At 72.9% G+C, this 26196-nt stretch carries 23 protein-coding genes and 1 pseudogene; 10 read left to right on the top strand and 14 right to left on the bottom strand.

Annotation, left to right across the window (positions count from 1 at the left end; genetic code table 11):
• Nucleotides 1-94: 94 nt before the first annotated feature.
• Genes ABD976_RS15525 through ABD976_RS15540 form a run of 4 tightly spaced genes read right to left on the bottom strand, consistent with a single transcriptional unit; the run spans nucleotide 95 to nucleotide 4450 of the window.
• Nucleotides 95-1258 carry an acyl-CoA dehydrogenase family protein gene (locus ABD976_RS15525; protein ID WP_345363641.1) on the bottom strand — a complete coding sequence of 388 codons (1164 nt, stop codon included), beginning with the start codon at nucleotides 1256-1258 and terminating at the stop codon, nucleotides 95-97.
• On the bottom strand, nucleotides 1258-2295 hold the full coding sequence (locus tag ABD976_RS15530) for a zinc-binding dehydrogenase (RefSeq protein WP_345363643.1): 1038 nt from the start codon (nucleotides 2293-2295) through the stop codon (nucleotides 1258-1260). Before ABD976_RS15530 ends, ABD976_RS15525 begins: the two co-directional genes overlap by 1 nt.
• Nucleotides 2295-3491, bottom strand: a complete 1197-nt coding sequence (locus ABD976_RS15535) for an LLM class flavin-dependent oxidoreductase (RefSeq protein ID WP_345363645.1) — start codon at nucleotides 3489-3491, stop codon at nucleotides 2295-2297. Before ABD976_RS15535 ends, ABD976_RS15530 begins: the two co-directional genes overlap by 1 nt.
• Complete coding sequence (locus ABD976_RS15540; RefSeq protein WP_345363647.1) at nucleotides 3488-4450, bottom strand: alpha/beta fold hydrolase; 963 nt, start codon at nucleotides 4448-4450, stop codon at nucleotides 3488-3490. Before ABD976_RS15540 ends, ABD976_RS15535 begins: the two co-directional genes overlap by 4 nt.
• Before the next feature lie 98 nt (nucleotides 4451-4548).
• On the opposite strand from ABD976_RS15540, the gene ABD976_RS15545 reads away from it, so the two are divergent.
• Nucleotides 4549-5208 (top strand): TetR/AcrR family transcriptional regulator, encoded by a 660-nt coding sequence (locus ABD976_RS15545; RefSeq protein WP_345363649.1) that lies wholly within the window; start codon nucleotides 4549-4551, stop codon nucleotides 5206-5208.
• 22 nt (nucleotides 5209-5230) lie between these two features.
• Here the strand turns inward: ABD976_RS15545 and ABD976_RS15550 are convergent, their stop codons facing one another.
• The 4 genes from ABD976_RS15550 to manD form a co-directional block, all read right to left on the bottom strand.
• A complete protein-coding gene (locus tag ABD976_RS15550; protein WP_345363651.1) occupies nucleotides 5231-6061 on the bottom strand; it encodes a bifunctional allantoicase/(S)-ureidoglycine aminohydrolase in 831 nt (276 codons plus the stop codon).
• 69 nt (nucleotides 6062-6130) lie between these two features.
• Complete coding sequence (locus tag ABD976_RS15555; RefSeq protein ID WP_345364271.1) at nucleotides 6131-7408, bottom strand: cation:dicarboxylate symporter family transporter; 1278 nt, start codon at nucleotides 7406-7408, stop codon at nucleotides 6131-6133.
• 286 nt (nucleotides 7409-7694) lie between these two features.
• Entirely contained in the window at nucleotides 7695-8081 is a 387-nt protein-coding gene (locus tag ABD976_RS15560) for a YchJ family protein (RefSeq protein WP_345363653.1), read from the bottom strand.
• A 43-nt stretch (nucleotides 8082-8124) separates the two neighbouring features.
• Entirely contained in the window at nucleotides 8125-9363 is a 1239-nt protein-coding gene (manD, locus tag ABD976_RS15565; protein WP_345363655.1) for a D-mannonate dehydratase ManD, read from the bottom strand.
• Nucleotides 9364-9561: 198 nt separating this feature from the next.
• Between manD and ABD976_RS15570 the strand changes: the two genes are divergently transcribed.
• The 6 genes from ABD976_RS15570 to ABD976_RS15595 all read left to right on the top strand — a co-directional run bounded on the left by ABD976_RS15570 (nucleotide 9562) and on the right by ABD976_RS15595 (nucleotide 16530).
• On the top strand, nucleotides 9562-10560 hold the full coding sequence (locus tag ABD976_RS15570; RefSeq protein WP_345363657.1) for a LacI family DNA-binding transcriptional regulator: 999 nt from the start codon (nucleotides 9562-9564) through the stop codon (nucleotides 10558-10560).
• Between the two features lie 47 nt (nucleotides 10561-10607).
• Entirely contained in the window at nucleotides 10608-12119 is a 1512-nt protein-coding gene (uxaC, locus tag ABD976_RS15575) for a glucuronate isomerase (RefSeq protein ID WP_345363659.1), read from the top strand.
• Nucleotides 12119-13405, top strand: coding sequence for a mannitol dehydrogenase family protein (locus ABD976_RS15580; protein ID WP_345363661.1), 1287 nt, complete (start codon nucleotides 12119-12121; stop codon nucleotides 13403-13405). The genes uxaC and ABD976_RS15580 overlap by 1 nt, the downstream gene beginning before the upstream one ends.
• A 202-nt stretch (nucleotides 13406-13607) precedes the next feature.
• On the top strand, nucleotides 13608-14678 hold the full coding sequence (locus ABD976_RS15585; protein WP_345363663.1) for a TRAP transporter substrate-binding protein: 1071 nt from the start codon (nucleotides 13608-13610) through the stop codon (nucleotides 14676-14678).
• 23 nt (nucleotides 14679-14701) lie between these two features.
• Nucleotides 14702-15217 carry a TRAP transporter small permease gene (locus tag ABD976_RS15590; protein WP_345363665.1) on the top strand — a complete coding sequence of 172 codons (516 nt, stop codon included), beginning with the start codon at nucleotides 14702-14704 and terminating at the stop codon, nucleotides 15215-15217.
• Nucleotides 15217-16530 (top strand): TRAP transporter large permease, encoded by a 1314-nt coding sequence (locus ABD976_RS15595; protein ID WP_345363668.1) that lies wholly within the window; start codon nucleotides 15217-15219, stop codon nucleotides 16528-16530. Before ABD976_RS15590 ends, ABD976_RS15595 begins: the two co-directional genes overlap by 1 nt.
• 154 nt (nucleotides 16531-16684) lie before the next feature.
• Here the strand turns inward: ABD976_RS15595 and ABD976_RS15600 are convergent, their stop codons facing one another.
• From ABD976_RS15600 to ABD976_RS15610, 3 genes and pseudogenes are all read right to left on the bottom strand, one after another.
• The gene (locus ABD976_RS15600; RefSeq protein WP_345364273.1) at nucleotides 16685-18856 is read right to left on the bottom strand and encodes a xanthine dehydrogenase family protein molybdopterin-binding subunit; all 2172 of its coding nucleotides are present in this window, start codon (nucleotides 18854-18856) and stop codon (nucleotides 16685-16687) included.
• Entirely contained in the window at nucleotides 18856-19815 is a 960-nt protein-coding gene (locus ABD976_RS15605; RefSeq protein ID WP_345364275.1) for an FAD binding domain-containing protein, read from the bottom strand. The genes ABD976_RS15600 and ABD976_RS15605 overlap by 1 nt, the downstream gene beginning before the upstream one ends.
• Nucleotides 19805-20255, bottom strand: a pseudogene (locus ABD976_RS15610) ((2Fe-2S)-binding protein); the annotation flags it as partial. The pseudogene ABD976_RS15610 and the gene ABD976_RS15605, both read right to left, overlap by 11 nt.
• A gap of 206 nt (nucleotides 20256-20461) precedes the next feature.
• On the opposite strand from ABD976_RS15610, the gene ABD976_RS15615 reads away from it, so the two are divergent.
• The 3 genes from ABD976_RS15615 to ABD976_RS15625 all read left to right on the top strand — a co-directional run bounded on the left by ABD976_RS15615 (nucleotide 20462) and on the right by ABD976_RS15625 (nucleotide 22904).
• Nucleotides 20462-21025, top strand: coding sequence for a TetR/AcrR family transcriptional regulator (locus tag ABD976_RS15615; RefSeq protein ID WP_345363670.1), 564 nt, complete (start codon nucleotides 20462-20464; stop codon nucleotides 21023-21025).
• Between the two features lie 68 nt (nucleotides 21026-21093).
• On the top strand, nucleotides 21094-22329 hold the full coding sequence (locus ABD976_RS15620; protein WP_345363672.1) for a kynureninase: 1236 nt from the start codon (nucleotides 21094-21096) through the stop codon (nucleotides 22327-22329).
• A gap of 116 nt (nucleotides 22330-22445) precedes the next feature.
• Nucleotides 22446-22904: a DUF1801 domain-containing protein gene (locus ABD976_RS15625; protein WP_345363674.1), complete on the top strand. Its 459-nt coding sequence runs from the start codon at nucleotides 22446-22448 to the stop codon at nucleotides 22902-22904.
• Here ABD976_RS15625 and ABD976_RS15630 read toward each other — a convergent pair.
• The 3 genes from ABD976_RS15630 to ABD976_RS15640 all read right to left on the bottom strand — a co-directional run bounded on the left by ABD976_RS15630 (nucleotide 22849) and on the right by ABD976_RS15640 (nucleotide 26035).
• The gene (locus ABD976_RS15630) at nucleotides 22849-23478 is read right to left on the bottom strand and encodes a nuclear transport factor 2 family protein (protein ID WP_345363676.1); all 630 of its coding nucleotides are present in this window, start codon (nucleotides 23476-23478) and stop codon (nucleotides 22849-22851) included. The genes ABD976_RS15625 and ABD976_RS15630 overlap by 56 nt on opposite strands.
• A gap of 122 nt (nucleotides 23479-23600) precedes the next feature.
• On the bottom strand, nucleotides 23601-25124 hold the full coding sequence (locus tag ABD976_RS15635) for an FAD-dependent oxidoreductase (RefSeq protein ID WP_345363678.1): 1524 nt from the start codon (nucleotides 25122-25124) through the stop codon (nucleotides 23601-23603).
• Nucleotides 25124-26035: an AurF N-oxygenase family protein gene (locus ABD976_RS15640; protein WP_345363680.1), complete on the bottom strand. Its 912-nt coding sequence runs from the start codon at nucleotides 26033-26035 to the stop codon at nucleotides 25124-25126. The genes ABD976_RS15635 and ABD976_RS15640 overlap by 1 nt, the downstream gene beginning before the upstream one ends.
• Between the last annotated feature and the right edge of the window lie 161 nt (nucleotides 26036-26196).

The following is a 26196-nucleotide window of genomic DNA, read 5'->3' on the forward strand; positions in this document are numbered from 1 at the left end:
CGGCTGTCCTCGCGAGAAGACCGCTGAGAACCCGCCTCGGTGCGAGCTGACGGCCGCACCGCATGCGGCTTCCGCCGCATTCTGAAAAGACCCCTCAGTCGGCGGGCCAGCGCGGTTCGGCGAGCGGGTCGATGTCCAGCGCGGACTTGCCGATCGTCTCCAGCGCGACGTCGTTGTTCGGCGGGTGGAACTGGCCCGCGCGCACGTCCCGGTAGTAGCGCTCCAGCGGCAGCTTCCGGAAGATCCCGTGCCCGCCGGTCATCCGCACGCACCGGTCGACGGCGTCGTCGGCCGCGTTCACCGCCGCGTACTTGAGGGTGTTGAGGTCGGCCGGGCTGAGCGGACCGGATTCGGCGCGGCGGCGGAGCCCGTCGCTGACCAGCGCCTCGGCGGGGCGCAGCAGCAGCTCGACCTCCGCGGCGTTGAAGACCTGGGCCGGCTGGCGCGCCATCGGCAGCGAGGCACCGGTGACGGTGCGGCTGGTGACGTGGTGGTAGGCGAAGCGGGCCGCCGCGCGGGCCACGCCCAGGTAGATGGACGCGACGGTGATGGCGAACCAGGCGAACCCGCGTTCCCGCTCGACGTCCCAGACCAGGGCGTCGCCCGGAGCCGCACCGCGCTGGACGGCGGCGTCGGGGACGAACACGTCGTCGAAGCGCACGTCCCAGGAGCCGGTGCCGCGCATCGCCATCGTGTCCCAGGTGTCGACGAACTCCAGGCCCGGGGTGTCGCGCGGCAGTCCGAACAGGAGCAGCTCGCCGGTCGCGGTGTCGGCCGCGGTCCCCCAGAAGAACCCGAGGACCGGCGCCAGCGAGCAGAACGACTTGCGCCCGCTGATGGAGTAGCCGCCGTCGACCCGCTCCGCCGGGGTCGAGGAGGTCCGCACGTTCAGGCCGGTGGCCGCGTCGGTCAGGCTGCCGCCGACGATCGTGCGTTCGGCGACCATCCGGAACAGCGGCTCGGCGCCGCGGTCACCGGCGGACCAGCTCTCGGCGGCGGAGCCGAGGCCGAAGATGTGCATGTTCGCCGCCAGCGCGGTGGAGGCGCAGCCCCCGGCGAGGATGCCCTGGCACGCCGCGACGGTGGCGAGATCGGCTCCGCCGCCGCCGAATTCCTCGGGCACGGCGATGTTGAGGTAGCCGACCTCCTGCATGCGTTCGACGTTCTCGACCGGGAACCGGCCGCTCCGGTCCACTTCGGCCGCGCGTTCGGCGAATTCCTCCGCCAGTCGGGTCGCGATCTCGGTCCAGTCCGCCATCAGGGCTCCACGATGATCTTGCAGTGCCGGTCGGGGTCGTCCAGGGCGTCGAACGCCCAGGAGATGCGGTCGAGCGGAACGCGCGCCGTCACCAGCGGCGCCACGTCGATCTCGCCCTCGGCGATGGAGCGCAGCGACCGCTCGAATTCCGCCGCGTCGTAGCCGAGGACGAACTGCAGGCTCAGCTCCTTGGTGATGCCGAAGTACGGGTCGATCGAGTCGGTGCCCATGCAGACGCCGACCACGACCAGCCGCGTCCCGCGCGGCGCCGACCGGAGGACGTCGTTGATCACGCCCGGCACCCCGATCGCGTCGAAGACCACGAGCTGCCGCCCGTCCTCGCGCGCCCAGGCGGACCAGGCCGTCTCCTCGCGGGGGTCGACGGTGCGGTCCGCCCCCAGCACCGCGGCGAGGTCCCGGCGCGCGGGGGAGAAGTCGGTGGCCACGATCGGCTCGACGCCCCGGGCGCGCAGGGCCGCGATCACCGCCAGCCCGACCGGTCCGCAGCCGAGCACCACCGCCCCCTCGCCGCGCCGGATCGCGGACTTGTTCACGGCGTGCAACCCGACCGCCATCGGCTCGGTCAGCGCCGCGTGGTGCGGGGGCAGCCCGTTGGGCACGTCGAGCAGCAGCGGGGCCGACAGCAGCATCAGCTCGCCGTAGCCGCCGTGGACGGTGTTGGAGTAGACGATCGGCGCGGCGCCGCCCTCGGCCAGGAGCACGGGCACCGAGGTCACCAGCGCCCCGACCGCCGTGTGCTCCGCCGCCCCGGGACCCAGTTCGAGCACCTCGGCGGCGAACTCGTGCCCCATGAACACGTCGCGGTCCAGGTCGACGGGATCGGACGCGCCGCTCGGCGCGCCCTCCACCTTCCGGCCCAGCGCGAGCATCCGCTCGCCGTGGCGGGCGAAGTGCAGGTCCGAACCGCAGATCCCGCAGGCGCGGACCCGGACGAGCACCTGCCCCGGCCCGGGGCGCGGGTCGGGCACGTCCGGGCGGACCGCGATCCGGCCGCCCCGGAGCACGGCCGCGCGCATCAGGTGCCCTCCGCGCCGGTGTCCCGCTGGTGCGTGGTGACCGCGTTCACGATCGCCTCGCCCGCGCGGCCGAAGAGCTGCTCGCGCTTGTCGACCGCCCACCGGTGGGCGGCGCGCGGGGCGGACAACCGGCCCTTGAAGTGCGGGAGGACGTGCTGGGCGAACAACCGGTAGGAGTTGAGGGTCCGCTCCGGCGATGCCCAGTCGTGGCCGAGCAGCAGGAAGGTGCCGAAGCCGCCGGACTGCTCCAGCAGGCCCTCGATGTAGGTGATGGCGTCGTCCGGGGTGCCGATCACGACGTTGCCGGAGTCCGCGTAGGCCTCGACGAACTCCCGCCGCGTCCGCGGGCCGGACCCGGTGTCCTGCGCCAGCGGGACGAAACCCGCTCCGGCGCCGAAGTAGTCCGCGAACTCCGGCAGGCCGTAGGTGCAGTCCTCGATGGCCTGGTCGGCGGTCTCCGCGAGGTGCATGGTGCCGAGCACCCGCCAGCTCGCCCGGTCGGGGGCCGGTCGCCCGGCCTGCCGGGCCTGCTCCTCCACCACGCCCCAGGCCTTGCCGATGGCGGCGAACCCCTCGCTCGCGGCCGACATCGACAGCGACAGCAGCGAGGTGCCGTACCGGCCCGCCAACCGCGGTCCGGAGGGCGAGACCATCGCCGCCACCGCCACTTCCGGGTGCGGCCAGGTGTACGGCCGGACCTGCAGGTGCGCCTCGTTCATCGTGAACCAGTCGGTGCGCCTGCTGACCGGTTCCTCGCCGCGGAACAGCGCGAGGACCGCCTCCAGCGATTCCTCCATCATGCGGCGCTGGTCGACCGGGTCGATGCCGAGGACGTGGGCGTCGGTGGGCAGCGCCCCCGGCCCGGCGCCGAAGATCAGCCGCCCCCGGGTGAGGTTGTCGAGCATCGCGAGCCGGTCGGCCAGCAGCCACGGGTGGTGGTAGGGCAGCGACACCACGCCGGTGCCCAGCTTGAGGTGCTTGGTGCGTTGTGCCGCGGCGGCGATGAAGATCTCCGGCGAGGCGATGATCTCGTAGCCGCCCGAGTGGTGTTCGCCGAACCAGGCTTCGTCGAAGCCGAAGCGGTCCAGCGCCTCGACACGCTCCAGGTCGTACTCCAGCGCGAGCGCGGGGTCCTGGCCGACGGGGTGGAACGGCGCGTAGAAGACGCCGAAGTTCAGCGGTGCTCGGTCGGTCATCGCGTCTCCTCGTCGTGGTCGAGGGAGTCGAGGAAGCCGAGGAGCGCCGCGTTGACCTCGTCCGGCGCCTCCTGCTGCACCCAGTGGCCCGCGCCCTCGACGAGCACGCTGCCCCGGTGGTCGGCGAGCCACTCCTCCTGGGCCGACGGCCGGCCCATCGCCACCACCGGGTCGGCGGACCCGGCGATGAAGAAGCTGGGCACCTCGACCCGCGCACCGGCCAGGTGCGGGGTGCGCTCCCAGTTGCGGTCGAGGTTGCGGTACCAGTTGAGGCCGCCGGTGAACCCGGTGCGGCCGAACTCGGCGACGTAGTGGTCGAGCTCGGCCTGGTCGAGCCAGTCCGGCAGCGCGTCCGGCTCCGGGAACCGGTCCAGGAAACCGGTCCCGCTGCCGGTGGGCAGCAGTCCGCCGGGGGCGTCCCGGTCGACGCGGGTGCCGGACAGCAGGCGCCGCATCGTCCTGCCCGGGTCGGCGTCGAGCTCGGCATCGGCGACGCCGGGCTCCTGGAAGTGCAGGATGTAGAAGAACTCGCCCGCGAACCGCGCGCGCATCGCTGATACCGGGGGCACCGGTGGCCGCGGCTGGAACGGCACGCTCATGCCGCACACCCCGGCGACCCGGTCGGGGTGCAGCAGGGCCAGGTGCCACACCACCATCGACCCCCAGTCGTGCCCGACGAAGACCGCCCGCTGCTCGCCGAGGTCGTCGAGCAGTGCGATGAGGTCGCCGGTGAGGTGCTCGATGTCGTAGTCGGTGACGGGCTCCGGCCGCGACGTCCTGCCGTAGCCGCGCTGGTCGGGCGCCACCGCGCGGAAACCGGCGGCGGCGACGGCGGGGAGCTGGTGCCGCCAGGAGTAGGCGAGTTCGGGGAATCCGTGCGCGAAGACCACCGGTGGCCCGGTGCCTTCCTCCACGACGTGCAGCGCGACACCGCCGTGGCTGACCGTGCGTTCGGGCATGGCGCTCCCTTGGCGAAAGCCGTGCGGGGGACCGGGACCGTGCGAACGAATCTGGCAACGTCTGTTTCCAGAGTGATCGTAAGGTATGGTCACGCCTGTTGCCAACACCCGATGATTCCGCGAAACCGACCCGCTGGGCGGGCGTCCCGGCCGCCGACCGGGTGGCGGCCCGGCGCGCCCTGCTGCTCGACGCGGCCTTGGAGCTGCTCGGCACCGAGGGCTGGTCCGGGACGTCGGTGCGCGCGGTCTGCCAGGCGGCCCGGCTGAACCCCCGCTACTTCTACGAGAGCTTCGCCGACCTCGACGACCTGGTCGTGGCCTTGCACGATCGGCTCATCGCCGAGCTGCACGAGGAGGTCCGCGCCGCGGTCCGGGCGGCCGGTGCCGACGCGCGGGCCGCCCTCCGGGCCACCGTGGAGACCACGGTCCGGTTCGTCGACGAGGACCACCGCCGGGCGCGCGTCCTCTACGTGGAGGCGCTGGGCAACGAGAAGCTCAACCGCCGCCGCCTGGAAACGGGGTTCAGCATCGCCTCGACCGTCGAGTCGGACGCCGCCGGGCGGAACCGGTCGGCCCCCGAGGGCGGGCGGATCGGCGCGATCATGTCGTTCATGCTGGTCGGCGCGTTCAGCGAGCTGCTCGTGGCGTGGCTCGACGGAGTCCTCGACGTCGAGCGGGAACGGCTGGTCGACGACGCCACGGAGATCTTCGCGGCCATGGGAGACGCGGCGGCCCGGATCACCGCCCGCAGGCGGTGATCCGGGCCGGGCGCGACCGCGGTCAGCAGGGCTGGTCGAGGCTCATGTGCCGGTTGACGTCCTTGTACAGGAGGTACCGGAAGCGCCCGGGCCCGCCCGCGTAGCAGGCTTGCGGGCAGAAGGCGCGCAGCCACAGGAAGTCCCCTTCCTGGACCTCCACCCAGTCCTCGTTGAGCCGGTAGACCGCTTTGCCCTCGAGCACGTAGAGCCCGTGCTCCATGACGTGGGTCTCGGCGAAGGGGATCACCGCGCCCGGTTCGAACGTCACGACGTTGACGTGCATGTCGTGCCGGAGGTCCGTCGGATCGACGAAGCGGGTGGTCCGCCACCGGTCGTCGGTTCCGGGCATCGACACGGGTTCGACGTCGCCATCGCTGGTGACGAACGCGTCCGGCCGCGCCACGCCGTCGACCTGCTGGTACCGCTTCCGGATCCACTGGAAGTGGACGACCTCGGCGCTGCGGTTGCGCGCCGACCAGTCCGCGCCCGGCGGGACGTAGGCGTAGCCACCGGCGTGCAGCACGTGCTCGGCGCCCTCGATGACGAGGTGCAGCGCTCCCGCGGTGACGAACAGGACCGACTCGGCCCCGGGGTCGCTCTCCGGCCGGTCGCTGCCGCCGCCGGGGGACAGTTCCATCATGTACTGCGAGAACGTCGTCGCGAATCCCGACAGCGGCCGGGCCAGCACCCACAGCCGGGTGTTCTCCCAGAACGGGAGCTGGCTGGTCACGATGTCGGAGTTGGTGCCCCGCGGGATCACCGCGTACGCCTCGCGGAACATCGCCCGGTCGGTCAGCAGCGTCGTCTGCGGCGGCAGCCCGCCGGTCGGGGTGTAGTACGTGGACTCGGTCATGGAAGAACTCACTTCGTTGGTGCGGTGGGTGGAGGAGGTGCCGGGCCCGGTGGGCGAGCGGCGGCGGGACTACCGGTCGGCTCGGTCGGCGTCCTGGTGATCGGGCGTGCTCCCGGCGGGCGTCTCGCCGTTCAGGGCGGCCCGCATCCGGTCGCGGTCGAGCATCCCTTCCCAGCGGGCGACGACGAAGGTGGCCGCGCAATTGCCGAGCAGGTTGGTGAACACGCGCATGGAGTCCATCAACCGGTCGGCGCCCAGCAGCAACGACACCGCGGCCACCGGGAACGCGCCGACCGCGGCCGCCGTCGCCGAGAGCGCGACGAAGGCCGAACCCGGGACTCCGGCCATGCCCTTCGAGCTGAGCATCAGGACGCCCAGGACGAGGATCTGCTCGCCGAGGGTCAGGTCCACCCCGACCGCCTGGGAGAGGAAGAGCATCGCCAACGACAGGTAGATGGCCGCGCCGTCCAGGTTGAACGAGTACCCGGTGGGCACCACCAGCCCGACCACGGCGCGGTCGCAGCCCGCTCCGGTCAGCTTGCTGATGATCCGCGGCATCACGGCCTCGGAGGAGCCGGTGCCCAGGGCGAGCATGAACTCGTCCCGGCAGTAGCGGACGAACTTCCACAGGCTGACGCCCGTGATGATCCGGACCACCACGCCCAGGCCGACGACGAACACGATCGCCGCCCCGTACGCCGCGAGGACGAGCAGCCCGAAGGAGGCCAGCGAGCTCGCCCCGTAGTTGCCGACGGTGGCCGCCATGGCACCGAAGGCGCCGAGCGGCGCGAGGTACATGATGTAGCCGACGACCTTGAAGATGACGTGCAGCGCCTGGTCGATGACGTTCATCAGGACCGGCGGGGCGCTGCTGTCCAGGGCCGCGAGCCCGACGCCGAACAGGATCGCGAACAGCAGCACCTGCAGCAGGCTGTTCTCGGCGAAGGCGCTGAACACGCTGGTCGGGATGATGTTCATGATGAACTCGACCCCGCCGGGCAGCTGCTCGCCGCCGGTCGTCGCCTCCACCGCGCCGGCGTCCAGGGTGGAGGGGTCGATGTCCAGGCCGGCGCCGGGCCGGGCGAGGTTGCCGATGACCATGCCGAGCACCAGGGCGGCCAGGGTGGCGCCGGTGAACCAGGCGAGGGCCTTCACCCCGATGGAACCGAGCGACTTCATGCTGCCGACCTTGGCGATGCCGGTGACGATCACCAGGAAGATCAGCGGCGCGACCAGCATCTTGATCAATTTGATGAAGCCGTCGCCCAAAGGCGAGAGCAGCTGTCCGAAGTCGGGGAAGAGCAGCCCGACCACGACTCCGAGCGCGATGCCGATCAGCACCTGCACGAACAAGGACCGGTACCAACGACGGTGGGGGGCCGCAGCCGCAGGGGCGTCGCCTTCTGACATACCACCTCCTCTGATTCCGCTTGGCGGAAACGAGGTTCCGCGAAGCGGTCTCAGTGAACGATGCGCCGCCCGCCGTGTCAATGCCCGGCCGGTCACCGGGGCTGCCGCGCTGCGGCGACCTGCGCGGCGCTCGTCCGGCGGGGGCCTTCGACCGGTGCCGGTGGGCGCCGAGCAGGGTCGGCCGCACCAGGTGTCGGGCGTCGCGCCCGCGGCGGGGGAGGGGTCAGTCGTGGTCGCCGTCGACGTAGTACCAGCTCGTGCCCGCGCGCCGGAAGCGGCTGGTCTCGGTGAGCGACCCGGCCCGTCCGCGCAGCCGGTAGTGCGCCCGGAACCGCACGGTCCCCTCGGCGTCGAACGGTCCGCCCCCGGTGCGGTCGAGGACGTCGAGGCCGACCCAGCGCTGCTCCGGATCGAGGTCGAGCCCGGCCGGGCGGGTCGACGGGTGCCAGCTCGCCAGCAGGTACGCGCGGTCGCCGACGGCGAAGGCCGAGTACCGCGAGCGCATGAGCTGTTCGGCGGTGGCCGCTCGGCGTTCGCCGGCGTGCAGCGGGGCGCAGCAGTCGGCGAACGGCTCGCCGAAGCCGCACGGGCACGGGCGGATCGCGTTCACCCGCGCAGCCTCTCAAACGGCTCCCGCGCGCCGGCGCGCAGCCTCACCAGTCGTGGACGGACCCGTCCAGCAGGCGGTTCACCGGCAGGTAGGCCGGCTCGTAGGGGTGCTCGGCCGCCAGCTCCTCGTCGAAGTGGATGCCCAGGCCCGGCTCCTCGCTCGGGCGCAGCCCGCCCTGGGCGAACTCGTGGGTCGGGCCGAACACCTCCCGGGTCCGCTCGCTGTGGACCATGTACTCCTGGATGCCGAAGTTGTGCACGGCCAGCCCGAGGTGCACCGCCGCGGCCAGGCCGACGGGGGAGACGTCGGTGGGGCCGTGCATCCCGGACTTCACCTGGTAGAGGGCGGCGTAGTCCAGGATGCGGCGGACGCCGGTGATGCCGCCCGCGTGGGTGATCGGTGACCGGACGTAGTCGATGAGCTGCTCCCGGACCAGGTGCTGGTAGTCCCAGATCGTGTTGAACACCTCGCCGATCGCCAGCGGAGTGGTGGTGTGGTGGCGCACCCACCGCAGGGCCTCCTGGTTCTCGGCCGGGGTGACGTCCTCCAGCCAGAACAGGTCGTAGGGCTCCAGCGACTTGCCGAGCTTGGCCGCCTGGATCGGGGTGAGCCGGTGGTGCGCGTCGTGCAGCAGCGCGACCTCCTCGCCGAACTCGCCGCGCACCGCCTCGAACACCGAGGGCACGTGCCGGAGGTAGGCGCGGGTGTCCCAGGACTCCTCGGCCGGCGACGCGGCCCGGCGCGCGGGTTCGTAGTCGTAGCGGCCCGGCTCGCCGACCGAGGCCGCCGCGCTCGAGGCCACCCCGTACACCGAGTCGAGGCCGGGCACGCCGGTCTGGACGCGGACCGCGCGGAACCCCGCCTCCAGGTGCTCCCGCACGGAGTCGAACAGCTCGGGGAGGTCCTTGCCGCTGGCGTGGCCGTAGACCAGGCACCGCCGCCTGCTGGGCCCGCCGAGCAGCTGGTACAGCGGCAGTCCGGCGACCTTGGCCTTGATGTCCCACAGGGCGGTGTCCACCGCGGCGATCGCCGCCATCGTCACCGGCCCGCGCCGCCAGTACCCGCCGCGGTACAGGTACTGCCAGGTGTCCTCGATCGCGTGGGCGTCCCGGCCCACGAGCAGGGGAGCGACGTGGTCGTCGAGGTAGCTGGCGACCGACAGCTCGCGGCCGTTGAGGGTGGCGTCGCCGTGGCCCACGACGCCGTCGCTCGTGGTGATCTTCAGCGTGACGAAGTTCCGGCCGGGGCTGGTGATGATGACGTCCGCGCGTTCGATGAGCACTGCACCACTCCTTGTCCTGCGTTGGCGGCGGGCCGCTCTCCGGTGTGCCGTCCAGCGTCGGTGACCGGAGCCGTCGGCGCCGCGCGTGCTCCGGTCGAGACGCGTGATCCCTGGGCAGCGGGTGCTTGCCCACGCTAGGAGGCCGCCCGTAGCGTGCCAACCCGGTTGCCACTTGTTGTCACCTCCTCGGGAGTCCACATGGGCCGGAGCGGGCCGACGATCTACGACGTGGCCCGGCATTGCGGGCTCGCCGCCTCGACGGTCTCGCGCACCTTCGCCCATCCCAGCCGGGTCAACCCGGCGACCCGCGAGAAGGTCCGCGCGGCGGCCCGCGAGATCGGCTACACCCCGAAACCGGTGGCGCGGGCCGAGGCTCCCGGCCGGGCGCGGACGTTGATGCTGGTCGTCACCGACATCGCCAACCCCTACTACGCGCCCTTGATCAAGGCGGCGCAGGCGCAGGCGCTGGCGAAGGACTACGCGCTCGCGCTGCTCGACAGCGACGAGTCACCGCGGATCGAGGTCAGCAACCTGCGGCAGCTCCTGGCCACCACGAGCGGGGCGATCCTGGCGACCTCGCGGCTGTCCGACGAGGTCATCCACCAGCTCGCCCAGCACCGCGCGCTGGTCATGGTCAACCGCGACGTCCGAGGGCTCCCGAGCCTGGTCGTGGACACCGCGGGCGGGATGCGCAAGGCCGTGCGCCACCTCGTCGCCCTCGGGCACCGCCACCTCGCCTACCTCGCGGGACCCCGCAACTCGTGGATCAACAGCGCCCGCTGGCGCGGGGTCCACGACGAGGCCGCCGCGCTCGGCGTGGAGGCCGAGTTCCTCGGACCCCACGCGCCCAACCGCCAGGGCGGCCAGGAAGCCGCCGACGCGCTGATCCTCCGGCGCTGCACCGCGGCGATCGCCTACAACGACCTCATCGCCATCGGCGCGTTGCAGCGGCTGCGGACCGCCGGGGTCGTCGTGCCCGAGCACTTCAGCCTCGTCGGCTGCGACGACATCTTCGGTGCCGACTTCACCGGGCCACCGCTGACCACGATCTCCGGACCGACCGAACTGGTGGGCAAGAGCGCGGTGGACGCGCTGCACGCGCGGCTCACGCACCGCGAGGCGGGACCGCCGTCGATGCTGTTCGACGCGCACCTGGTGACCCGCGGCTCCACGGGGCCGCCCGCGCACGACAACTGATGGCAACTCGTTGCCGCACCGGCGCCCGACCGAGCACGCTGCGGCGCATGGACCACCGCACGGACTCGACTTCGGCGGCATCGTCGAACGGTGCGCGCACGACCACCAGCTCCGCCGCCCCGCGGCGCGGGATGCCGGGCGACGGCCGCGTCCCCCTGGCCCCGCACCCGGACCGGCTCCTGCCCCCGGAGCCCGAGCGGCGCGCCATCGCGCGCCGCCTGTACGAGGGCGTGCGCGACCTGCCGCTGATCAGCCCGCACGGTCACGTCGACCCCCGGCTGCTGGCCGAGGACCGGCCGTTCCCGGACCCGGCGTCGCTGCTGGTGACCCCGGACCACTACGTGACGCGCCTGCTGCACGCGGACGGCGTCGGCCTGCCCGAACTCGGCCTGCGCGACCAGGACGGCGCGGAGCCCGCCGAGCCCCGCGAGGTGTGGCGGGCGTTCTGCTCCCGCTGGCACCTGTTCCTGGGCACCGCGTCCCGGCAGTGGCTGGAGGCGGAGCTGCACGAGGTGCTGGGGGTGGCGGTGCAGCCGTCCGCGGACACCGCCGACGAGCTGTTCGACGAGCTCACCGCCCGGCTGCGGCAGCCGGAGTTCCGCCCCCGCGCGCTGTACGAGTCGTTCGGCATCGCGGTGCTGGCCACCACCGACGACCCCGCCGACGACCTGCGGCACCACCGCGCGCTGGCCGAGGACCCGAGCTGGTCCGGTCGGGTCGTGCCCACCTTCCGCCCCGACCGCTACCTCGACGCCACCGCGGCCGACTGGGCGCGGGCCCTGGACGACCTCGCGGCGGCCAGCGGCATCGACACCGGCGACTACGCCGGTCTGGTCGGCGCCCTGGAGGCGCGCCGGGAGTTCTTCCGGGCCCGCGGTGCGACGGCCACCGACCACAGCGCCCCCGACGCGCGGATGGCCTTCCTCGACCCGGCGGAGGCGGCTGCCCTGTTCGACCGGGTCCGCTCCGGCGGCGCCACCGGGGACGAGGCCGTGCTGCTGTCCCAGCAGCTCCTCGGCGAGATGGCGCGCATGTCCAGCGAGGACGGCATGGTGCTGGCGCTGCACACCGGCAGCCGGCGCAACCACCACCCGGACACCCGGCGCCGGTTCGGACCGGACACCGGCCACGACATCCCGGTCCGGGCGGAGTTCACCCGGGCCCTGCAACCGATGCTGGAACGCTTCGGCACCCACCCGCGCTTCCGGACGGTGCTGTTCACCCTCGACGAGACCGCGTTCTCCCGCGAGCTCGCCCCGCTGGCCGGGTTCTACCCGGCGGTGTACCTGGGTGCGCCGTGGTGGTTCCTCGACGCACCGCGCGCCATGCACCGGTTCCGGGACGCCGTCACCGAGACGGCGGGGTTCTACCGCAGCGCGGGATTCATCGACGACACCCGCGGGTTCTGCTCGATCCCCGCCCGGCACGACACCGCCCGCCGCGTCGACGCCGCGCACCTGGCCGGGCTCGTGGCCGAGCACGTGCTCGCCGAGGACGACGCCGCGCAGGTGATCCGGGACCTCAACGACCGCCAGCCGCGCACCGCCTTCCGCCTGTGATGGCACGCCTGGACCGGACCTCCGCCCGCGCCCGCCCCGCCGCGCCGGTGCGCGCCGTCCACCTCGGACTCGGCGCGTTCCACCGCGCGCACCAGGCCGTCTACACCGCCGCCGATCCGGACTGGGGCATCGCCGCCTACACCTTCCGCAACACCGAGCTCCCGGGCCTGCTGACCGAGCAGGAGGGCCTGTACTCGGTGCAGGTCCGCGGCGACACCGCGCCGCGGGTCGAGATCGTCGACTCGATCAGCCGGGTCCATCGCGGCGACGACACCGAGCGATGGTTGGCCGATCTCGCCTCGCCCGAGGTCGCGCTGGTGACGCTCACCATCACCGAGGCCGCCTACCGCGCGCCCGATGATCTCGCGGGCACCGCCCTCGGGCGGTTGCTCGCCGGGCTGCGGCGGCGCTACGAGACCAGCCGCGCACCCCTGTCCCTCGTGCCCTGCGACAACCTGCCCGGCAACGGCGCCGCGCTGCGCTCGGCGCTGCGGTCCCGCGCGCAGCGGTGCGGCGCGGAGTTCCGCGCGTGGCTGGACGAGCAGGTGTCCTTCGTCGACACCGTCGTGGACCGCATCACCCCCGCCACCACCGAGCAGGACCGCACCACGACGGCCCGCCTCCTCGGGTTGGAAGACCGCGCGCCCGTGGTGACCGAGCCGTTCGGCGAATGGCTGCTCGCCGGGGAGTTCCGCCTCGGCCGACCGGCGTGGGAGCGGGCCGGCGCGCGGTTCGTCGACGACCTCGACGCCTACGAGCAGCGCAAGCTCTGGTTCCTCAACGGCGCCCATTCGCTGCTGGCCTACACCGGCCCGGCGCTGGGTTGCGGGACCATCGACGAGGCCGTGCGGCACCCGAGGTTGTCGGAATGGGTGGAGTCCTGGTGGGACGCGGCCGCGCGCCACGCGACCCTGGGCCCCGACGACCTGCTGGAGTACCGGCGCCGCCTGCGCCGGCGCTTCGCCTCCCGGGGCCTGCGGCACCACCTCCGGCAGATCGCCGCCGACGGTTCCCAGAAGCTGCCCGCCCGGATCCTGCCGGTGTTGCGGGCCGAACGGCGCCGGGGACGCCTGCCCGGCAGCGCGGTCGCCGCGCTGGCCGGGTGGCTGCTCCACCTCCGCACCCACCAGGTGCGCGATCCCCGCGCCGAGGAGCTCACCGCGCTCGCGCACGGACCGGACGCGCCTCGCCGCGCCCTGGCCGCCCTCGACGAGGAGCTCGCCGCCGACGACGAACTGGTCGCGGCCGTCGAGGATCGCGCGCGCGAACTCGGCGCAGCCCGCTGATCCCGGGCACCCGGCGGCAGTTCGCGGGAGCGCCCGGTGCCGGACCTCCGCGGCTGATCCGGTTCGCCGCTCGCACGGCGGAGCAGAACGCTCGCCCGGATCCGCACCTGGCCGGGTGCGGTTCGCGGCGGATCACGACCTCGCAACCCACCGCTGGCAACTGCTGGCAACTCGTTGCCGCCGCCGACGTCGTCCTGGGTGAATGCGGGGACGTCCGACCCCGGCGACCGCGCCGCTCGACGACGAGCAGGAGGGGAAGCAGATGATCGGAAGACCGTCCCGGCTCGCGGCGGCGCTCGGCGCACTGGTGCTGGTGCTGACCGGGTGCGCCACCGGCGCCGCGCACAGCGGTGGCGGGACGACGTTGCGGCTGGCGCTCAACCAGTCCGAGGACCACCCGTCCTTCACCGCGCTGGAGAACTTCGGCGAGCGGCTCGGCGAACGCACCGGCGGTCGGTGGAACATCGACGTCCACCCGAACTCCAACCTCGGCAGCCAGCTCGAAACCCTCCAGTTGACCAGCGACGGCAGCGTCGACCTCGCGATCGTCTCCGGCACCCAGCTGGAGAACCTCGACCGGGATTTCGTCGTCTTCAACCTGCCCCACGTGTTCGACTCCATCGAGCACCAGATGGAGGTCATCAACGATCCGGGCATCGTCGGTGACCTGTACTCCTCGCTGGAGCACCGGAACCTCACCGTCCTCGGCGGGTTCACCCAGGGCGCCCGCAGCGTCTACAGCTCGCGCGGACCGGTCACCGCCCCCGCCGACCTGGCGGGCCAGAAGATCCGGGTGCAGGAGAGCGAGGTGCACTCCGACATGCTCGACATGATGGGCGGCTCGGCCACGCCGATGTCCTACGGCGAGGTCTACACGGCGCTGCAATCCGGGGTGCTCGACGGCGCGGAGAACAACGAGGTCTCCTACGTCACGCAGAAGCACTACGAGGTCGCTCCGCACTTCTCCCGCACCGAACACCTCATCGGGCTCGACTACCTGGTCGCCAACACCGGTCGCCTGGCCCGGATGCCGGCCGCGGACCGGGCGGTCTTCGACGCGGAGTGGAACGCGACGATGCGCGAGTTCACCGCGCTGTGGGCGCGGGCGACCGAGGACGCCATCGCCGAGCTGAGGAGCCGGGGCGTGCGGTTCCACGAGGTCGACGCCGCCGCCTTCCGCGAAGCCCTGGCACCGCTGACCGAACGGGCGCTGGACGAGGCAGGCGCGAGCGCGCGCACGCTCTACGAGCGGGCCCGGGCGGCAGCGCGATGATCCGACGATTCCGGAGGGCCGGGATGCCCGGTGCGAAGAAGGTCCTGGACAAGGTTCTCGCCGCTGGCTGCGTGGCGCTGTTCGCGGTCCTGATCGCCACGGTGAGCTGGCAGGTGTTCACCCGGCAGGTGCTCGACGAGCCCAGCGGCTGGTCCGAAGAGCTCGCAAAGCACGTGTTCGTCTGGCTCGGCATGTTCGGTGCCGCCCTCGTGTTCTCCGAACGCGGGCACATCGCCGTCGACGTCGTCGTCCGCAGGTTCGCCGACCGGTTCCAGCGGGTGGCCGCCGCGGCGGTCCAGTCGGCCATCCTCGCGTTCGCGGTCCTGGCCCTGGTGTGGGGCGGCACGCGCCTCGCGGTCGTGGCCTGGGGGCAGAGCCTCACCGCGCTGCCCGCGCACCTGGGGATCGTCTACCTGGTCATGCCGATCAGCGGCCTGATCATCGCGTTCTACGCCCTCTACCACCTGGCCCTGGTCCTGCGCCGAGCCGGAGCACCGGTCGTCGGCGAGGGCCCGGCCGAACCGAACCAGGAGCGGTGATGGATCCAGCATTGCTCGCAGGGCTCGTCCTGCTCGTCGGCATCTCCGGGCTGATCCTGCTCAGCGTGCCCATCGCCGTCGCGATCGGCCTGTCCTGCACCGCGGCGGCGATCGCGGTGCTCGGTGCCGACCACGCCGTGCTCGTGGCCTCCCAGCAGATCATCTCCGGGACCAGCTCGTTCACCATGCTGGCCATCCCGTTCTTCGTGCTGGCCGGAGTGCTGATGAACAACGGCGGCATCGCCGCGCGGCTGGTCGACGCGGCCAAGGTGCTCGTCGGCCGGATGCCGGGGTCGCTGGCGCAGACCAACGTGGTGGCCAACGCGCTGTTCGGCTCGGTCAGCGGCGCCGCGGTGGCCTCGGCGGCGGCGGTCGGCAGCACCATGGGCCCGCGACAGCAGGAGGACGGCTACGACCCCGCCTTCTCCGCGGCGGTCAACGCGGCCTCGGCCCCGGCCGGGATGCTGCTCCCGCCCAGCAACACGTTCATCGTGTACTCGCTGGTCAGCAGCAGCTCGGTCGCCGCGCTGTTCGTCGCCGGGTACGGGCCGGGACTGCTGTGGGCGCTGGCCTGCATGGTGGTCGTCTTCCTGCACTCCCGGAAGCGGCCGGAGCTCCGGAGGACCGAGCGCGTGCACTTCCGCCAAGCGCTGCTCGTGCTCTGGCGGGCCGTCCCGTCGCTGCTGCTGATCATCGTCGTCATCGGCGGCATCCTGGGCGGGTTGTTCACCCCCACGGAATCAGCCGCGATCGCGGTGCTGTACTGCCTCGTCCTCGGTTTCGCCTACCGGAACCTCACGGTGTCCGCCCTGCCCGGAATCCTGCTCAGCGCCACCCGCACGACCGCCATCGTCATGCTCCTGGTCGGGGTCTCCGCGGCGCTGTCCTGGGTGATGTCGTTCACCGGGATCCCGGACGCGCTCTCCAGCGGCCTGCTGGGGATCACCGACAACGCCGCGGTCGTGCTGCTCCTGATGATGCTCGTCCTGCTGGTGGTGGGCACGTTCATGGACCCCACCCCGGCGATCCTCATCTTCACGCCGATCTTCCTGCCGATCGCCGAGGAGTTCGGCATCGACCCGGTCCACTTCGGCACCATGATCGTGTTCAACCTGGGCCTCGGCACCATCACCCCACCGGTCGGCAACGTGCTGTTCATCGCGTCCCGCGTCGGCGGGCAGCCGATCGAGCCGGTGATCCGCCGACTCGTCCCGTTCTTCGCGGCGCTGGCGGCGGTGCTGCTGCTGGTCGTCTTCCTCCCCGAGCTGTCCCTGTGGCTCCCGACCAGGCTCGGCCTGCTCTCCGGCGACTGACGACCGCTTCCGCCAACGGTGCGCGTGGCGGTGCGAGTTGGCCTCACCGGCAAGCGGCTCCGCCGCTTCCGGGAGAACCCGAGCCCCGCGAGATCCACGAGCGGAGGTTCCCGTGCTCCCCGCCGAAGGGGCTCGGTGGGGAGCACGGGGCCCGTCAGTCGAGGAGGTCCTCGATCGTGATGGGGATGTGGCGGACTCGGGTGCCGGTGGCGTTGTGGATGGCGTTGGCGACCGCCGCCGCCATGCCGACCGCGCCGATCTCGCCGATGCCCTTGGCGCCGAGGTCGTTGTGCAGGGTGTCGGGGTGCTCGACGAACTGGACGTCGACCTCGGGGACGTCGGCGTTGACCGGGAGCAGGTAGCCGGCGAAGTCGCCGTTGGCGAACCGCCCGCTGTCCTCCACCTCCAGACCCTCGTGCAGGGCCGCCGAGATGCCCCAGATCATGCCGCCCATGAGCTGGCTGCGGGCCGGCTGCGGGTTGATGATGCGGCCCGCGTCGAACACGCCGAGCATCCGGGACACCCGGACCTCGCGGGTCAGCCGGTGCACGCGGACCTCGCAGAACTGCGCCCCGAAGGAGCTGAACGAGTGCTTGGTCCGCTCCTCGCCGGGCGCCGAGGAGCCGGTCGTCGACAGCGATTCGCGGCCCAGCGCCCGCAGCAGCTCGCCGAAGCTCATCGTCCGGCCGTCGGCCAGCACGCGGCCGTCCTCGTAGGTGACGTCCGCGCCGTCGAACGGCGCGCCCGCCGCCGACGCCAACCCGAGCAGCTCGTCGATCACCTTGGTGGCGGCGACCATGATGGCGGTGCCCGCGCTCGCGGTGGCGGTCGAGCCGCCGGACATGCCGCCCGACGGCAACGACGAGTCGCCCAGCCGCGGGGTGACCCGGTCCGGCGCGATGTCCAGCGATTCGGCCCCGACCAGGGAGAGCACGGTGCGCAGACCGGTCCCCGGATCGGCTCCGCTGGTCGAGACCACGGCCGTGTCGTCGGCCCGCAAGGTGACCTCGACCGTGGCGGGGAAGCGCAGCGCGGGGAACATCGCGGTGGCCGTGCCCATCCCGACGAGCCAGTCGCCGTCGGTGCGGCCGTGCGGCGAGCGCTCCGCCCAGCCGAACCGCTGCGCGCCGATGCGGAAGCAGTCGTCGAGGTACTTGGCCGACCACTGCAGGTCCTTGCCGGGCGGTGCCGTCGAGCTGTTGCGCCTGCGCAGCTCGATCGGGTCCACGCCCAGCTCCACCGCCAGCTCGTCGATGGCGCTCTCCAGCGCGAAGGACCCTGGTGCCTCGCCCGGTGCGCGCATGAACGTGGTCGGCGGGAGGTTCAGCGGCACCATCTTCTGGCGCAGCGACAGGTTCTGGGTCGCGTACCACTCGCGGGAGGTGCCGTGCGAGGTCGGTTCGACGAACCCGCCGCCCGCCGGGGTGGCGGCCCACGAGTCGTGCCGGACCGCGATGAGGGTGCCGTCGTGGTCCGCGCCGAGGGAGATCCGCTGCACCGTGGCGGCGCGGTTCGCCGTCGCGGTGAAGACCTGTTCCCGGGTCAGGGCGGCCTTGACCGGTCGGCCGAGGGCCTTGGCCGCCGCGGCGGCCAGGAACGTCGGTGCCGAGGTCTGGCCCTTGCCGCCGAACGCCCCGCCGACGAAGGGGTTGACGGCGTGCACCGACGCGGGGTCGAGGCCCAGCGCGCCGGCCACCTCCGCCGCCTGCATGTCCGACATCTGGTTCCCGCTGTGCAGCACCAGGCCGTCGGGGCCCCACGCGGCTACCGCGGAGTGCGGCTCCATCGCGGCGTGGTTCTGGGTCGCGGTGGTGTAGGTCCGGTCGACGACCACCGGGCTCGCCGCCAGCGCGTCCTCGATGGACTCGACGTCCGGCGCGAGGACGTCGAGCGACGGCGGCTCACCGCCCATGCTCGGCGGTGCGTCCGGGGCCTCGGCGAGGCCGTCCCGCAGCGAGGTCAGCGCCGGGCGCTCGTGGTAGGAGACCTCGATGAGCCCCGCCGCGTCCCGGGCCTGCTCGAAGGTCTCCGCCACCACGAACCCGATCGGCTGGCCGTAGTAGGCGACCTCCCGGTCCCGCAGCGGCACCCACGTCTCGCCGAACATCGGCGTGCTCGGCGAGCGCAGGTCGAGCGGCTCGAACGGGGTGTAGACGGCGATGACACCGGGGGAACTCGTCGCGGCGGTGACGTCCATGGCCGCGATCTCGCCGTGCGCGATCGTGCTCACCACGACGTACCCGTAGGTCATGCCCGGGAGGTCGTGGTCCAGCCCGTACCTCGCCTGGCCGGTGACCTTCAGCGGGCTGTCCAGTCGGCTGGGCATCAACGGCGCTCCTCGGTCAGTTCGAGCAGTGCGCGGACGACGGTCCGCTTCAGCAGGGACACCTTGAAGCCGTTGCCGGACAACGGCTCGGCACCGTCGGCCGCTGCGGACGCGGCTTCCTCGAAGGACGCCGGGGTCGGCGGAGCGCCGCGCAGGGCCTCCTCGACCGCGGGCAGCCGCCAAGGTGTGGTCGCCACCCCGCCGACCGCCACCCGGGCGTCGGCGATGCGGCCGTCCCGGACGTCGAGGGCGACCGCGGCCGAGCACAGCGCGAACTCGTAGGACTGCCGGTCGCGGACCTTGACGTAGGTGGAGTGCGAGGCCCAGTCCCGGTGCGGCACCAGCACTTCGGTGATCATCTCGCCCGGTCGGAGGTCGGTCTCCACCTCGGGGGTGCTGCCGGGCAGCCGGTAGAAGTCGGCCAGCGCGACGGTGCGGGTCCCGGCGGCGCTGACCAGCCGGACCTCCGCGTCGAGCGCCACCAGGGCGACGGCCACGTCGCTGGCGTGGGTCGCCACGCAGTCGTCGCTGGTGCCCAGGACGGCGTGCATCCGGTTGTGCCCGGAGATCGCCGAGCAGCCGGTGCCGGGCTCCCGCTTGTTGCACGGCGAGGCCACGTCGCGGAAGTAGGTGCACCGGGTGCGCTGCATCAGGTTCCCGCCGATGCTGGCCATGTTGCGCAGTTGCTGGGACGCGCTCAGCAGCAGGGCGCGGGAGATCGCCGGGTACACGCCGGGGTGCTCGGCCACGGCGCCCATCCGCTCCAGCGCGCCGATCCGCAGGCCGTCGCTGGTGTCGATGCCGCGCAGCGGCAGCGCGTTGATGTCCACGACCTGCTGGGGCCGCAGCACGTCGAGCTTCATCAGGTCGACCAGGGTGGTCCCGCCGGCGAGGAAGTCCCCGGACGAGGCGAGCGCCTCGTCGATGGTCGCGGGTGCGGTGAGTTCGAAGGGTCGCATCAGCCCGCCTTCGCCTGGTCGATCGCCGCGACGATGTTCGGGTAGGCCGCGCAGCGGCAGAGGTTGCCGGACATGAACTCCCGGACGTCGTCGACGTCCTGGTCGACGGCGGCGACCGCCGACATGATCTGCCCGGGGGTGCAGAACCCGCACTGCAAGGCGTCCTGGTCGACGAACGCCTGCTGCACCGGGTGCAGTTCGTCGTCGTCGGCGAGACCCTCCACCGTGGTCACGGGTCGGCGCACGGTGGCGGCCAGGGTGAGGCACGAGAGCACCGGCGCACCGTCGACGTGCACGGTGCAGGCGCCGCACTGGCCGCGGTCGCAGCCCTTCTTCGGGCCGGTGATGCCGAGCCGTTCGCGCAACGCGTCCAGCAGCGTCACGCCGGGTTCGACGTCGAGTCGTTCGGTTCTGCCGTTGATGTCGAGTGTGATGTCCACTGCGTCTCTTTCCCGTGGGTCGTCCGGGCGGGACGTCTGGCGGTGGTGGGATCGTCGTGTCGGAATCGAACCGGATATCCATCCGCTTCTCGGTCCGAAGCTAGCGGATTACAATCCGCTCCGCAAGGAGCACGCCGCCCGGGCGCGGTCGCTCCGGGTGGTGGACTACCGTCACCTTGCTCGAACGCGGACAACCGGGAGGGGCGATGGGGCCGGTCAGTTCCCGGCGTGCGGACACCCGCCGCAACCACGAGAGCATCCTGGCGGTCGCGGCCGGGTCGCTGGCTTCGTCGGGCAAGATCTCGTTCAACGCTATCGCGAAGCAGGCGGGCGTGGGGGTCGGCACGGTGTACCGGCACTTCCCGACCCCGGAAGCGCTGATCCTGGCGGTGTACCAGCGCGAGGTGCGGCAGCTCGTCGAGGTCGTGCCGGACCTGCTCGACAAGCACGGCCCGGAACGGGCCTTCCGGGTCTGGGTGACCGACCACCTGGCGCACTACATGATGACCAAGCGGGGCCTGGCCACCGCCCTGCGCGCCGCGACGACCTCGGACCTGGAATTGCCCGCGAACGCCTACGAGTCCGTGGTGGGCGCGGTCGACGCGCTCCTGCGGGCCAACGTCGAGGCCGGGGCGGTCCGCGCCGACCTGGACGCGGAGACCGTCCAGCGGGGGTTGTGCGGCCTGTTCTTCCTCGACCCGGAGGGGGACTGGCGGGGCCAGGCCGAGAACCTCACCGACCTGGTGTGGCGGGGGATGCGCACCGCCTAGCGACCGCCGTCGCGCCGCGCTCACTACCCTGTCGGCCGGCGGGTGCCGGGCGGTGAGCGGAGGTCGGGGTGCGGGAGTTCGAGCGGTTCGCGGAGCAGGCCCGGCGGCTGGACGCCGAAGATCCGCTGGGGCGGTACCGGGACCGCTTCCTGCCCGCCGACGGCGTCGTCGCCTACCTCGACGGCAACTCGCTCGGCCGGCCGCTGCGCGCCGCGGGGGAGCGGCTCGGGCGCTTCGTCGGCCAGGAGTGGGGCGGGCGGCTCATCCGCGGCTGGGACGAGGGCTGGATCGACTGGCCGCGCCAGGTCGGCGACCGGATCGGCCGGGCCGCGCTGGGTGCCGCCCCGGGCCAGGTCGTCGTCGCCGACTCGACGACGGTGCTGCTGTACAAGCTGGCCCGCGCCGCCGTCGACGCGGCGATGGCGGCCGACCCGCGGCGCCGGGAGATCGTGCTCGACGCCGAGAACTTCCCGACCGACCGCTACGTGCTGGAGGGGATCGCCGCGGAGCGCGGCGCCGCGCTGCGCTGGATCGACCCCGACCCGGCCGCCGGGGTCACCCCGGAGCAGGTGGCCGCCGAGGTGGGCCCGGCGACCGCGCTGGTGGTGCTCTCGCACGTCGCCTACCGCTCCGGGCATCTCGCCGACGGCCCGGCCATCACCCGGATCGCCCACGACGCGGGCGCACCGGTCCTGTGGGACGTCTCCCACTCGGTCGGGTCGGTGCCGGTCGCGCTCGACGAGTGGGGCGCCGACCTCGCCGTCGGCTGCTCGTACAAGTACCTCAACGGCGGCCCCGGCGCCCCGGCTTTCGGCTACCTCGCGGCGCGGCACCAGGCCGCGCTGCGGCAGCCGGTGCAGGGCTGGTTCGGGCACCGCGACCCGTTCGCCATGGGACCCGGCCACGAGGCGGCGCCGGACGTGCGCGCGCTGCTGTCCGGCACCCCGCCGATCCTGGCCATGATCCCGCTGCTGGCCGGGCTCGACCTGCTCGACGAGGTCGGGATCGACGCGGTGCGGGCGAAGTCGGTGCTGCTCACCGGGTTCGCGCTGCGCCTCGCCGACGAGTGGCTCGGCCCGCGCGGGGTGGCGGTCGCCTCCCCGCGCGCCCCGGAGCGCCGCGGCGGCCACCTGACGCTGCGCCGGGCGGACTTCCGGGAGGTCACCGACCGGCTCTGGAAGCGCGGGGTGCTCCCGGACTTCCGGACACCGGACGGCATCCGGATCGGCCCCGCACCGCTGTCGACGTCGTTCGCCGAGGTGCTGTCCGGCATGGCGGCGCTGGCCGAGGAGTCGGCCCGGTGAGCCCGGCCGCGATCACGCGGCGTCGACCGGGTCGATCGATCAGGATTCGAGAAGCCCGTGGTGCTCGGCGCGATTACCGTCGCGACCAGCGATCACCACCAGGAGGGGAAGCAGTGATGAGCTCCACGCCCGACGAGGCCGCCACGACGAACGCCGGCGGGTTCTCCGAGCAGGAACGCGCGGCCGTGCAGGAGCGCGCCGCCGAGCTGAAGAAGGTCCGCGGCCGGGGCGGCAAGGCGGCAGCCGACGAAGCCGACGTGCTGTCGAAGATCGAGCGGATGGAAGGCCCCGACCGCGCGGTGGCCGAACGGGTCCACGCCATCGTCACCGCCAACGCCCCGGAGCTGGCGCCGAAGCTGTGGTACGGCCAGCCCGCCTACGCCCGGAAGGGGAAGGTCGTGTGCTTCTTCCGCAGCGGCCGCGCCGACAAGGAGCGCTACTCGACCTTCGGGTTCACCCCCGAAGCCGGTCTCGACGACGGCAGCGGTCTCTGGCCGACCTCCTACGCCGTGACCGAGCTCAGCGAGCAGGCCCAGGAATCCCTCGCCGCGCTCGTCCGGCAGGCCGTGAGCTGACTCCCCGCCGACCGGGTCGGCCGTACCGGGAGAGCGCCCACGCCGAGGCGGCGAGCAGCAACCCGCCGACGGCGACGACCGGCGTCCTCCCGGCGTGCTCGGGGTCCTGCGGGAGCAGTCGTCGCCGTCCGAGCAGCGGTCCGACGCCGGAGCGCCACCACGCCCGCCACGCCCGCGGTTGCCGGGCGAGCAGAACGACGGCGGGCAGCGGGTCGAACCGGGCGCGCCGCGAGCGGATCAGCCCGCGGTCGTCCAGTCCGAGCTGGTCGACGACGTCGAGCACCAGCGGCAGCCGACCGAGGGTGCCGGTGAGCCGCAGCGCGACGCGCACCGTGCTGCCGGTCGCCGACCACCCGGTCACCTCGCCCCGCAGGTCGGGGATGAGGGCCAGCAACCGGCCGTATTCCTCGGCCAGCGCCTGCTTGCCCACCCGGTCGCGCAGCAGCGGCTGGACCAGCCTGATGTCCTCGGCGAGGACGTCGTCCCAGGCGTGCGGGTGCGGTTCGCGCCACCCCCGGGAGAACGCCGACACGACCGCCTCGGCCCCCGCGTGCGCTGTTGTCCCGGTCTCCATCGCAGCCCTCCGTCCGGGTCGCCATCGCCTCGGTGCCACCGTGCCCGATGTCGCCCGGGTGCGGAACTCCTGATCCGCCGCGAGGAGGCCGGATCACCCGGCTCCGGCTGGACGCCCGCCGGTCAGTCGGCCAGGGCCTTGCCGCGCAGGGCCTTGCCGCGCAGGCGCCGGAGCGCGGCGGCGGCCCGCCCGCCGCGGCGCGGGACCAGCCGCCCGCGGACGACGTCGTCGAGCAGGGCGTCGACGGTTTCCCGCGCGCACGCCCGGTTGCTGCCGATCCCGCCCGAGGGGCCGCGCTTGATCCAGCCGACGACGTAGGTGCCGGGGCGGTCCAGCACGCGTCCGCCCTCGTTCGGGACGGTGCCGCCGGTCTCGTCGAACGGCAGCCCCGGCAGCGCGGTGCCGCGGTAGCCGACGGCGGTGATCACCCGGCCGGTGCCGATGTCCACCTCCCCGGCGCCGCCGGAGACCCGCAGTCCCCGCACCGCGCCGTCGCCGAGGAACGCCCGCGGTGCGGAGTGGAAGCGCAGGACGATGCGGCGGGTCGCAGGAGGCGCGGTCCAGTCGACGCCCTCGCGGGGGAGCCCGCGCAGGAGCCGCGCCTTCTCGTCGGTCGCGGCGTCGAGGGCCGCCGCGATGCGCGGGTCGTGGTCGTCGAGGACGAGCTCGGTGCGGTGGGCGAGCGCGCGCAGTTCGGGTGCCGTGCAGGCAGCGGCTTCCGGGCCGCGCCGGCCGAGGACGACGACCTCGCGCACCCGGCTGGAGCGCAGCGCGTCCAGCGCGGCGGGGGCGATCGAGGTGCCGTTCAGGTCCTCGGGATCGGCGGTGAGGATCCGGGCGACGTCGAGCGCGACGTTGCCGTTGCCCACCACGACCGCGCGCTCGGCGGACAGGTCGATGCCGTCGGCGGGTGCGTCCGGATGCCCGTTGTACCAGGCCACGACGTCGGTGGCGGGGATGCTGCCGGGCAGGTCCTCCCCGGGCAGGCCGAGGCGGCGCGGTGCGCAGGCCCCGACCGCGTAGATCACCGCGTCGTGCCGCTCGGCCAGCTCCGCGGCCGAGACGTCGGCACCGACCTCGACGCCGAGCCGCAGCCGGAGCCGGTGGTGGTCGTGGAAGCGGCGGAACGCCTCGCCGATCTTCTTGGTCGACGGGTGGTCGGGGGCGACGCCGTAGCGCACGAGCCCGCCGGGGGTGCGCAGCCGGTCGAGCAGCGTCACCCGGGCGCTGGTGTGCAGCAGCAGGTCCTGGACGGCGTACATGCCGGCGGGGCCGGTGCCGACGACGGCGACGTCCAGCTCCGGGAAGTCGCTGGGCAGCACGCGGTCGAACACCGGTGGGGCCCAGGTGTGGAAGTTCGGCGCCGGGTCGCGGTCGCGCGGGGCCGGGTCGCGGTCGGCGTAGTAGGCGGCGTTGAGGTCGGCGTAGGCCTTGAGCGGTGCGGTCAGCGACTCCACCGGGAAGACCGCGTCGACCGGGCACGCGTCGGCGCAGGCGCCGCAGTCGATGCAGGCCGCCGGGTCGATGTGCAGCATGTCGGTCGTGCCGAAGTCCGGTTCGTCCGGCGTCGGGTGGATGCAGTTGACCGGGCAGACCGCGACGCAGGACGCGTCGTTGCAGCAGGTCTGGGTGATCGCGAAGGCCATCAGATCAGGTTCGCGCGCTGGTAGATCCGCTGCGCCGGGGCGGTGAGCAGGCCCGCGGAACCGAGGAACTCCATCAGCCCGGAGCAGCTCGACCGCAGCATGGACTTGTGGTGCTCGTTGGCCTTCGCCTCGCGGATCGCGCGCTTCGGGTCCAGCCCGGCCCTGGCGTACACCTGGTCGCTGACCATGCTGGTGACGATGACGTGGGCGGCGGTGGCGACGACCACGGCGTTGAGCTCGCGGCGCAGCCGCCCCGATCCCTCCAGCCGGGCCTTGGTCTCCTCGCGGGCGAACTTCATGTGCCGCGACTCCTCGACCACGTGGATGTTGTTCACGGTCCGCACGAACGGCACGACGCGCTCGTCGCGCATCCAGTCGCGCTGCATCACGTCGAGGACCTCTTCGGCCACCAGGATCGCGGCGTAGGCGGCTTCCCCGGTGGCGACCGTCTTGAACACGCGGCCGAGCTCCACGGCCAGGCGCTTGGGCCGGTAGGCGGGCGCGTTCAGCTTGGCCGCCCCGCGGGCGAACATGATGGAGTGCCGGCATTCGTCGGCGATCTCGGTCAGCGCCCACTGGAAGTCGGGGTTGGTCGGGTCCTTGGCGTAGAAGTCCCGGAGCATCATCTGCTGCAGGATCATCTCGAACCAGATGCCGGTGCTGGCGACGGAGGCGGCTTCCTGCCGGGTGAGCTCGCGCTGCTGCTCCGGGGTCATCTCGCGCCAGTAGGCGGTCCCGTACAGCGTGCTCCACTCGGGGCTGGTGCCGTGGTAGCTGGTGTCCAGCGGGGTGTCCCAGTCCACTTCCCGCGCCGGGTCGTAGGACAGGACTTCCGAGGAGCGCAGCAGTCGGTCCGCGACGTCGTGGCGGCCGGACTGCGACGAGGCCGTGTGGTTCGCGGTGCCGGTCATGGGAGCTCCCTGCGGTGACGGCTGTTCCGGACGAGGAGTAACTGTTACTTGAAGTAGCAGTAACTGGGTACCCCGCTGATCGTCGCCATCCAAGGGAAAGTGGTTCACATCACACTGAGTCCCGGGCGCGGGTCGCCGGAAAACACGTTGCGTGACCGCGA

Source organism: Saccharopolyspora cebuensis (assembly GCF_039542665.1).
In the GTDB taxonomy this organism is placed as follows: domain Bacteria; phylum Actinomycetota; class Actinomycetes; order Mycobacteriales; family Pseudonocardiaceae; genus Saccharopolyspora; species Saccharopolyspora cebuensis.

What these genes read in the sequence shown, in the direction of transcription:
- ABD976_RS15595 (WP_345363668.1), top strand. Translation starts at nt 15,217, where the DNA reads ATGGATCCAGCATTGCTCGCAGGGCTCGTCCTGCTCGTCGGCATCTCC.
- ABD976_RS15600 (WP_345364273.1), bottom strand. Translation starts at nt 18,856, where the DNA reads ATGCCCAGCCGACTGGACAGCCCGCTGAAGGTCACCGGCCAGGCGAGG.
- ABD976_RS15615 (WP_345363670.1), top strand. Translation starts at nt 20,462, where the DNA reads ATGGGGCCGGTCAGTTCCCGGCGTGCGGACACCCGCCGCAACCACGAG.
- ABD976_RS15640 (WP_345363680.1), bottom strand. Translation starts at nt 26,035, where the DNA reads ATGACCGGCACCGCGAACCACACGGCCTCGTCGCAGTCCGGCCGCCAC.
- ABD976_RS15585 (WP_345363663.1), top strand. Translation starts at nt 13,608, where the DNA reads ATGCGGGGACGTCCGACCCCGGCGACCGCGCCGCTCGACGACGAGCAG.
- ABD976_RS15605 (WP_345364275.1), bottom strand. Translation starts at nt 19,815, where the DNA reads ATGCGACCCTTCGAACTCACCGCACCCGCGACCATCGACGAGGCGCTC.
- ABD976_RS15570 (WP_345363657.1), top strand. Translation starts at nt 9,562, where the DNA reads ATGGGCCGGAGCGGGCCGACGATCTACGACGTGGCCCGGCATTGCGGG.
- ABD976_RS15530 (WP_345363643.1), bottom strand. Translation starts at nt 2,295, where the DNA reads ATGCGCGCGGCCGTGCTCCGGGGCGGCCGGATCGCGGTCCGCCCGGAC.
- ABD976_RS15630 (WP_345363676.1), bottom strand. Translation starts at nt 23,478, where the DNA reads ATGGAGACCGGGACAACAGCGCACGCGGGGGCCGAGGCGGTCGTGTCG.
- ABD976_RS15590 (WP_345363665.1), top strand. Translation starts at nt 14,702, where the DNA reads ATGCCCGGTGCGAAGAAGGTCCTGGACAAGGTTCTCGCCGCTGGCTGC.
- ABD976_RS15625 (WP_345363674.1), top strand. Translation starts at nt 22,446, where the DNA reads ATGAGCTCCACGCCCGACGAGGCCGCCACGACGAACGCCGGCGGGTTC.
- ABD976_RS15540 (WP_345363647.1), bottom strand. Translation starts at nt 4,450, where the DNA reads ATGCCCGAACGCACGGTCAGCCACGGCGGTGTCGCGCTGCACGTCGTG.
- ABD976_RS15580 (WP_345363661.1), top strand. Translation starts at nt 12,119, where the DNA reads ATGGCACGCCTGGACCGGACCTCCGCCCGCGCCCGCCCCGCCGCGCCG.
- ABD976_RS15525 (WP_345363641.1), bottom strand. Translation starts at nt 1,258, where the DNA reads ATGGCGGACTGGACCGAGATCGCGACCCGACTGGCGGAGGAATTCGCC.
- ABD976_RS15535 (WP_345363645.1), bottom strand. Translation starts at nt 3,491, where the DNA reads ATGACCGACCGAGCACCGCTGAACTTCGGCGTCTTCTACGCGCCGTTC.
- uxaC (WP_345363659.1), top strand. Translation starts at nt 10,608, where the DNA reads ATGGACCACCGCACGGACTCGACTTCGGCGGCATCGTCGAACGGTGCG.
- ABD976_RS15550 (WP_345363651.1), bottom strand. Translation starts at nt 6,061, where the DNA reads ATGACCGAGTCCACGTACTACACCCCGACCGGCGGGCTGCCGCCGCAG.
- ABD976_RS15635 (WP_345363678.1), bottom strand. Translation starts at nt 25,124, where the DNA reads ATGGCCTTCGCGATCACCCAGACCTGCTGCAACGACGCGTCCTGCGTC.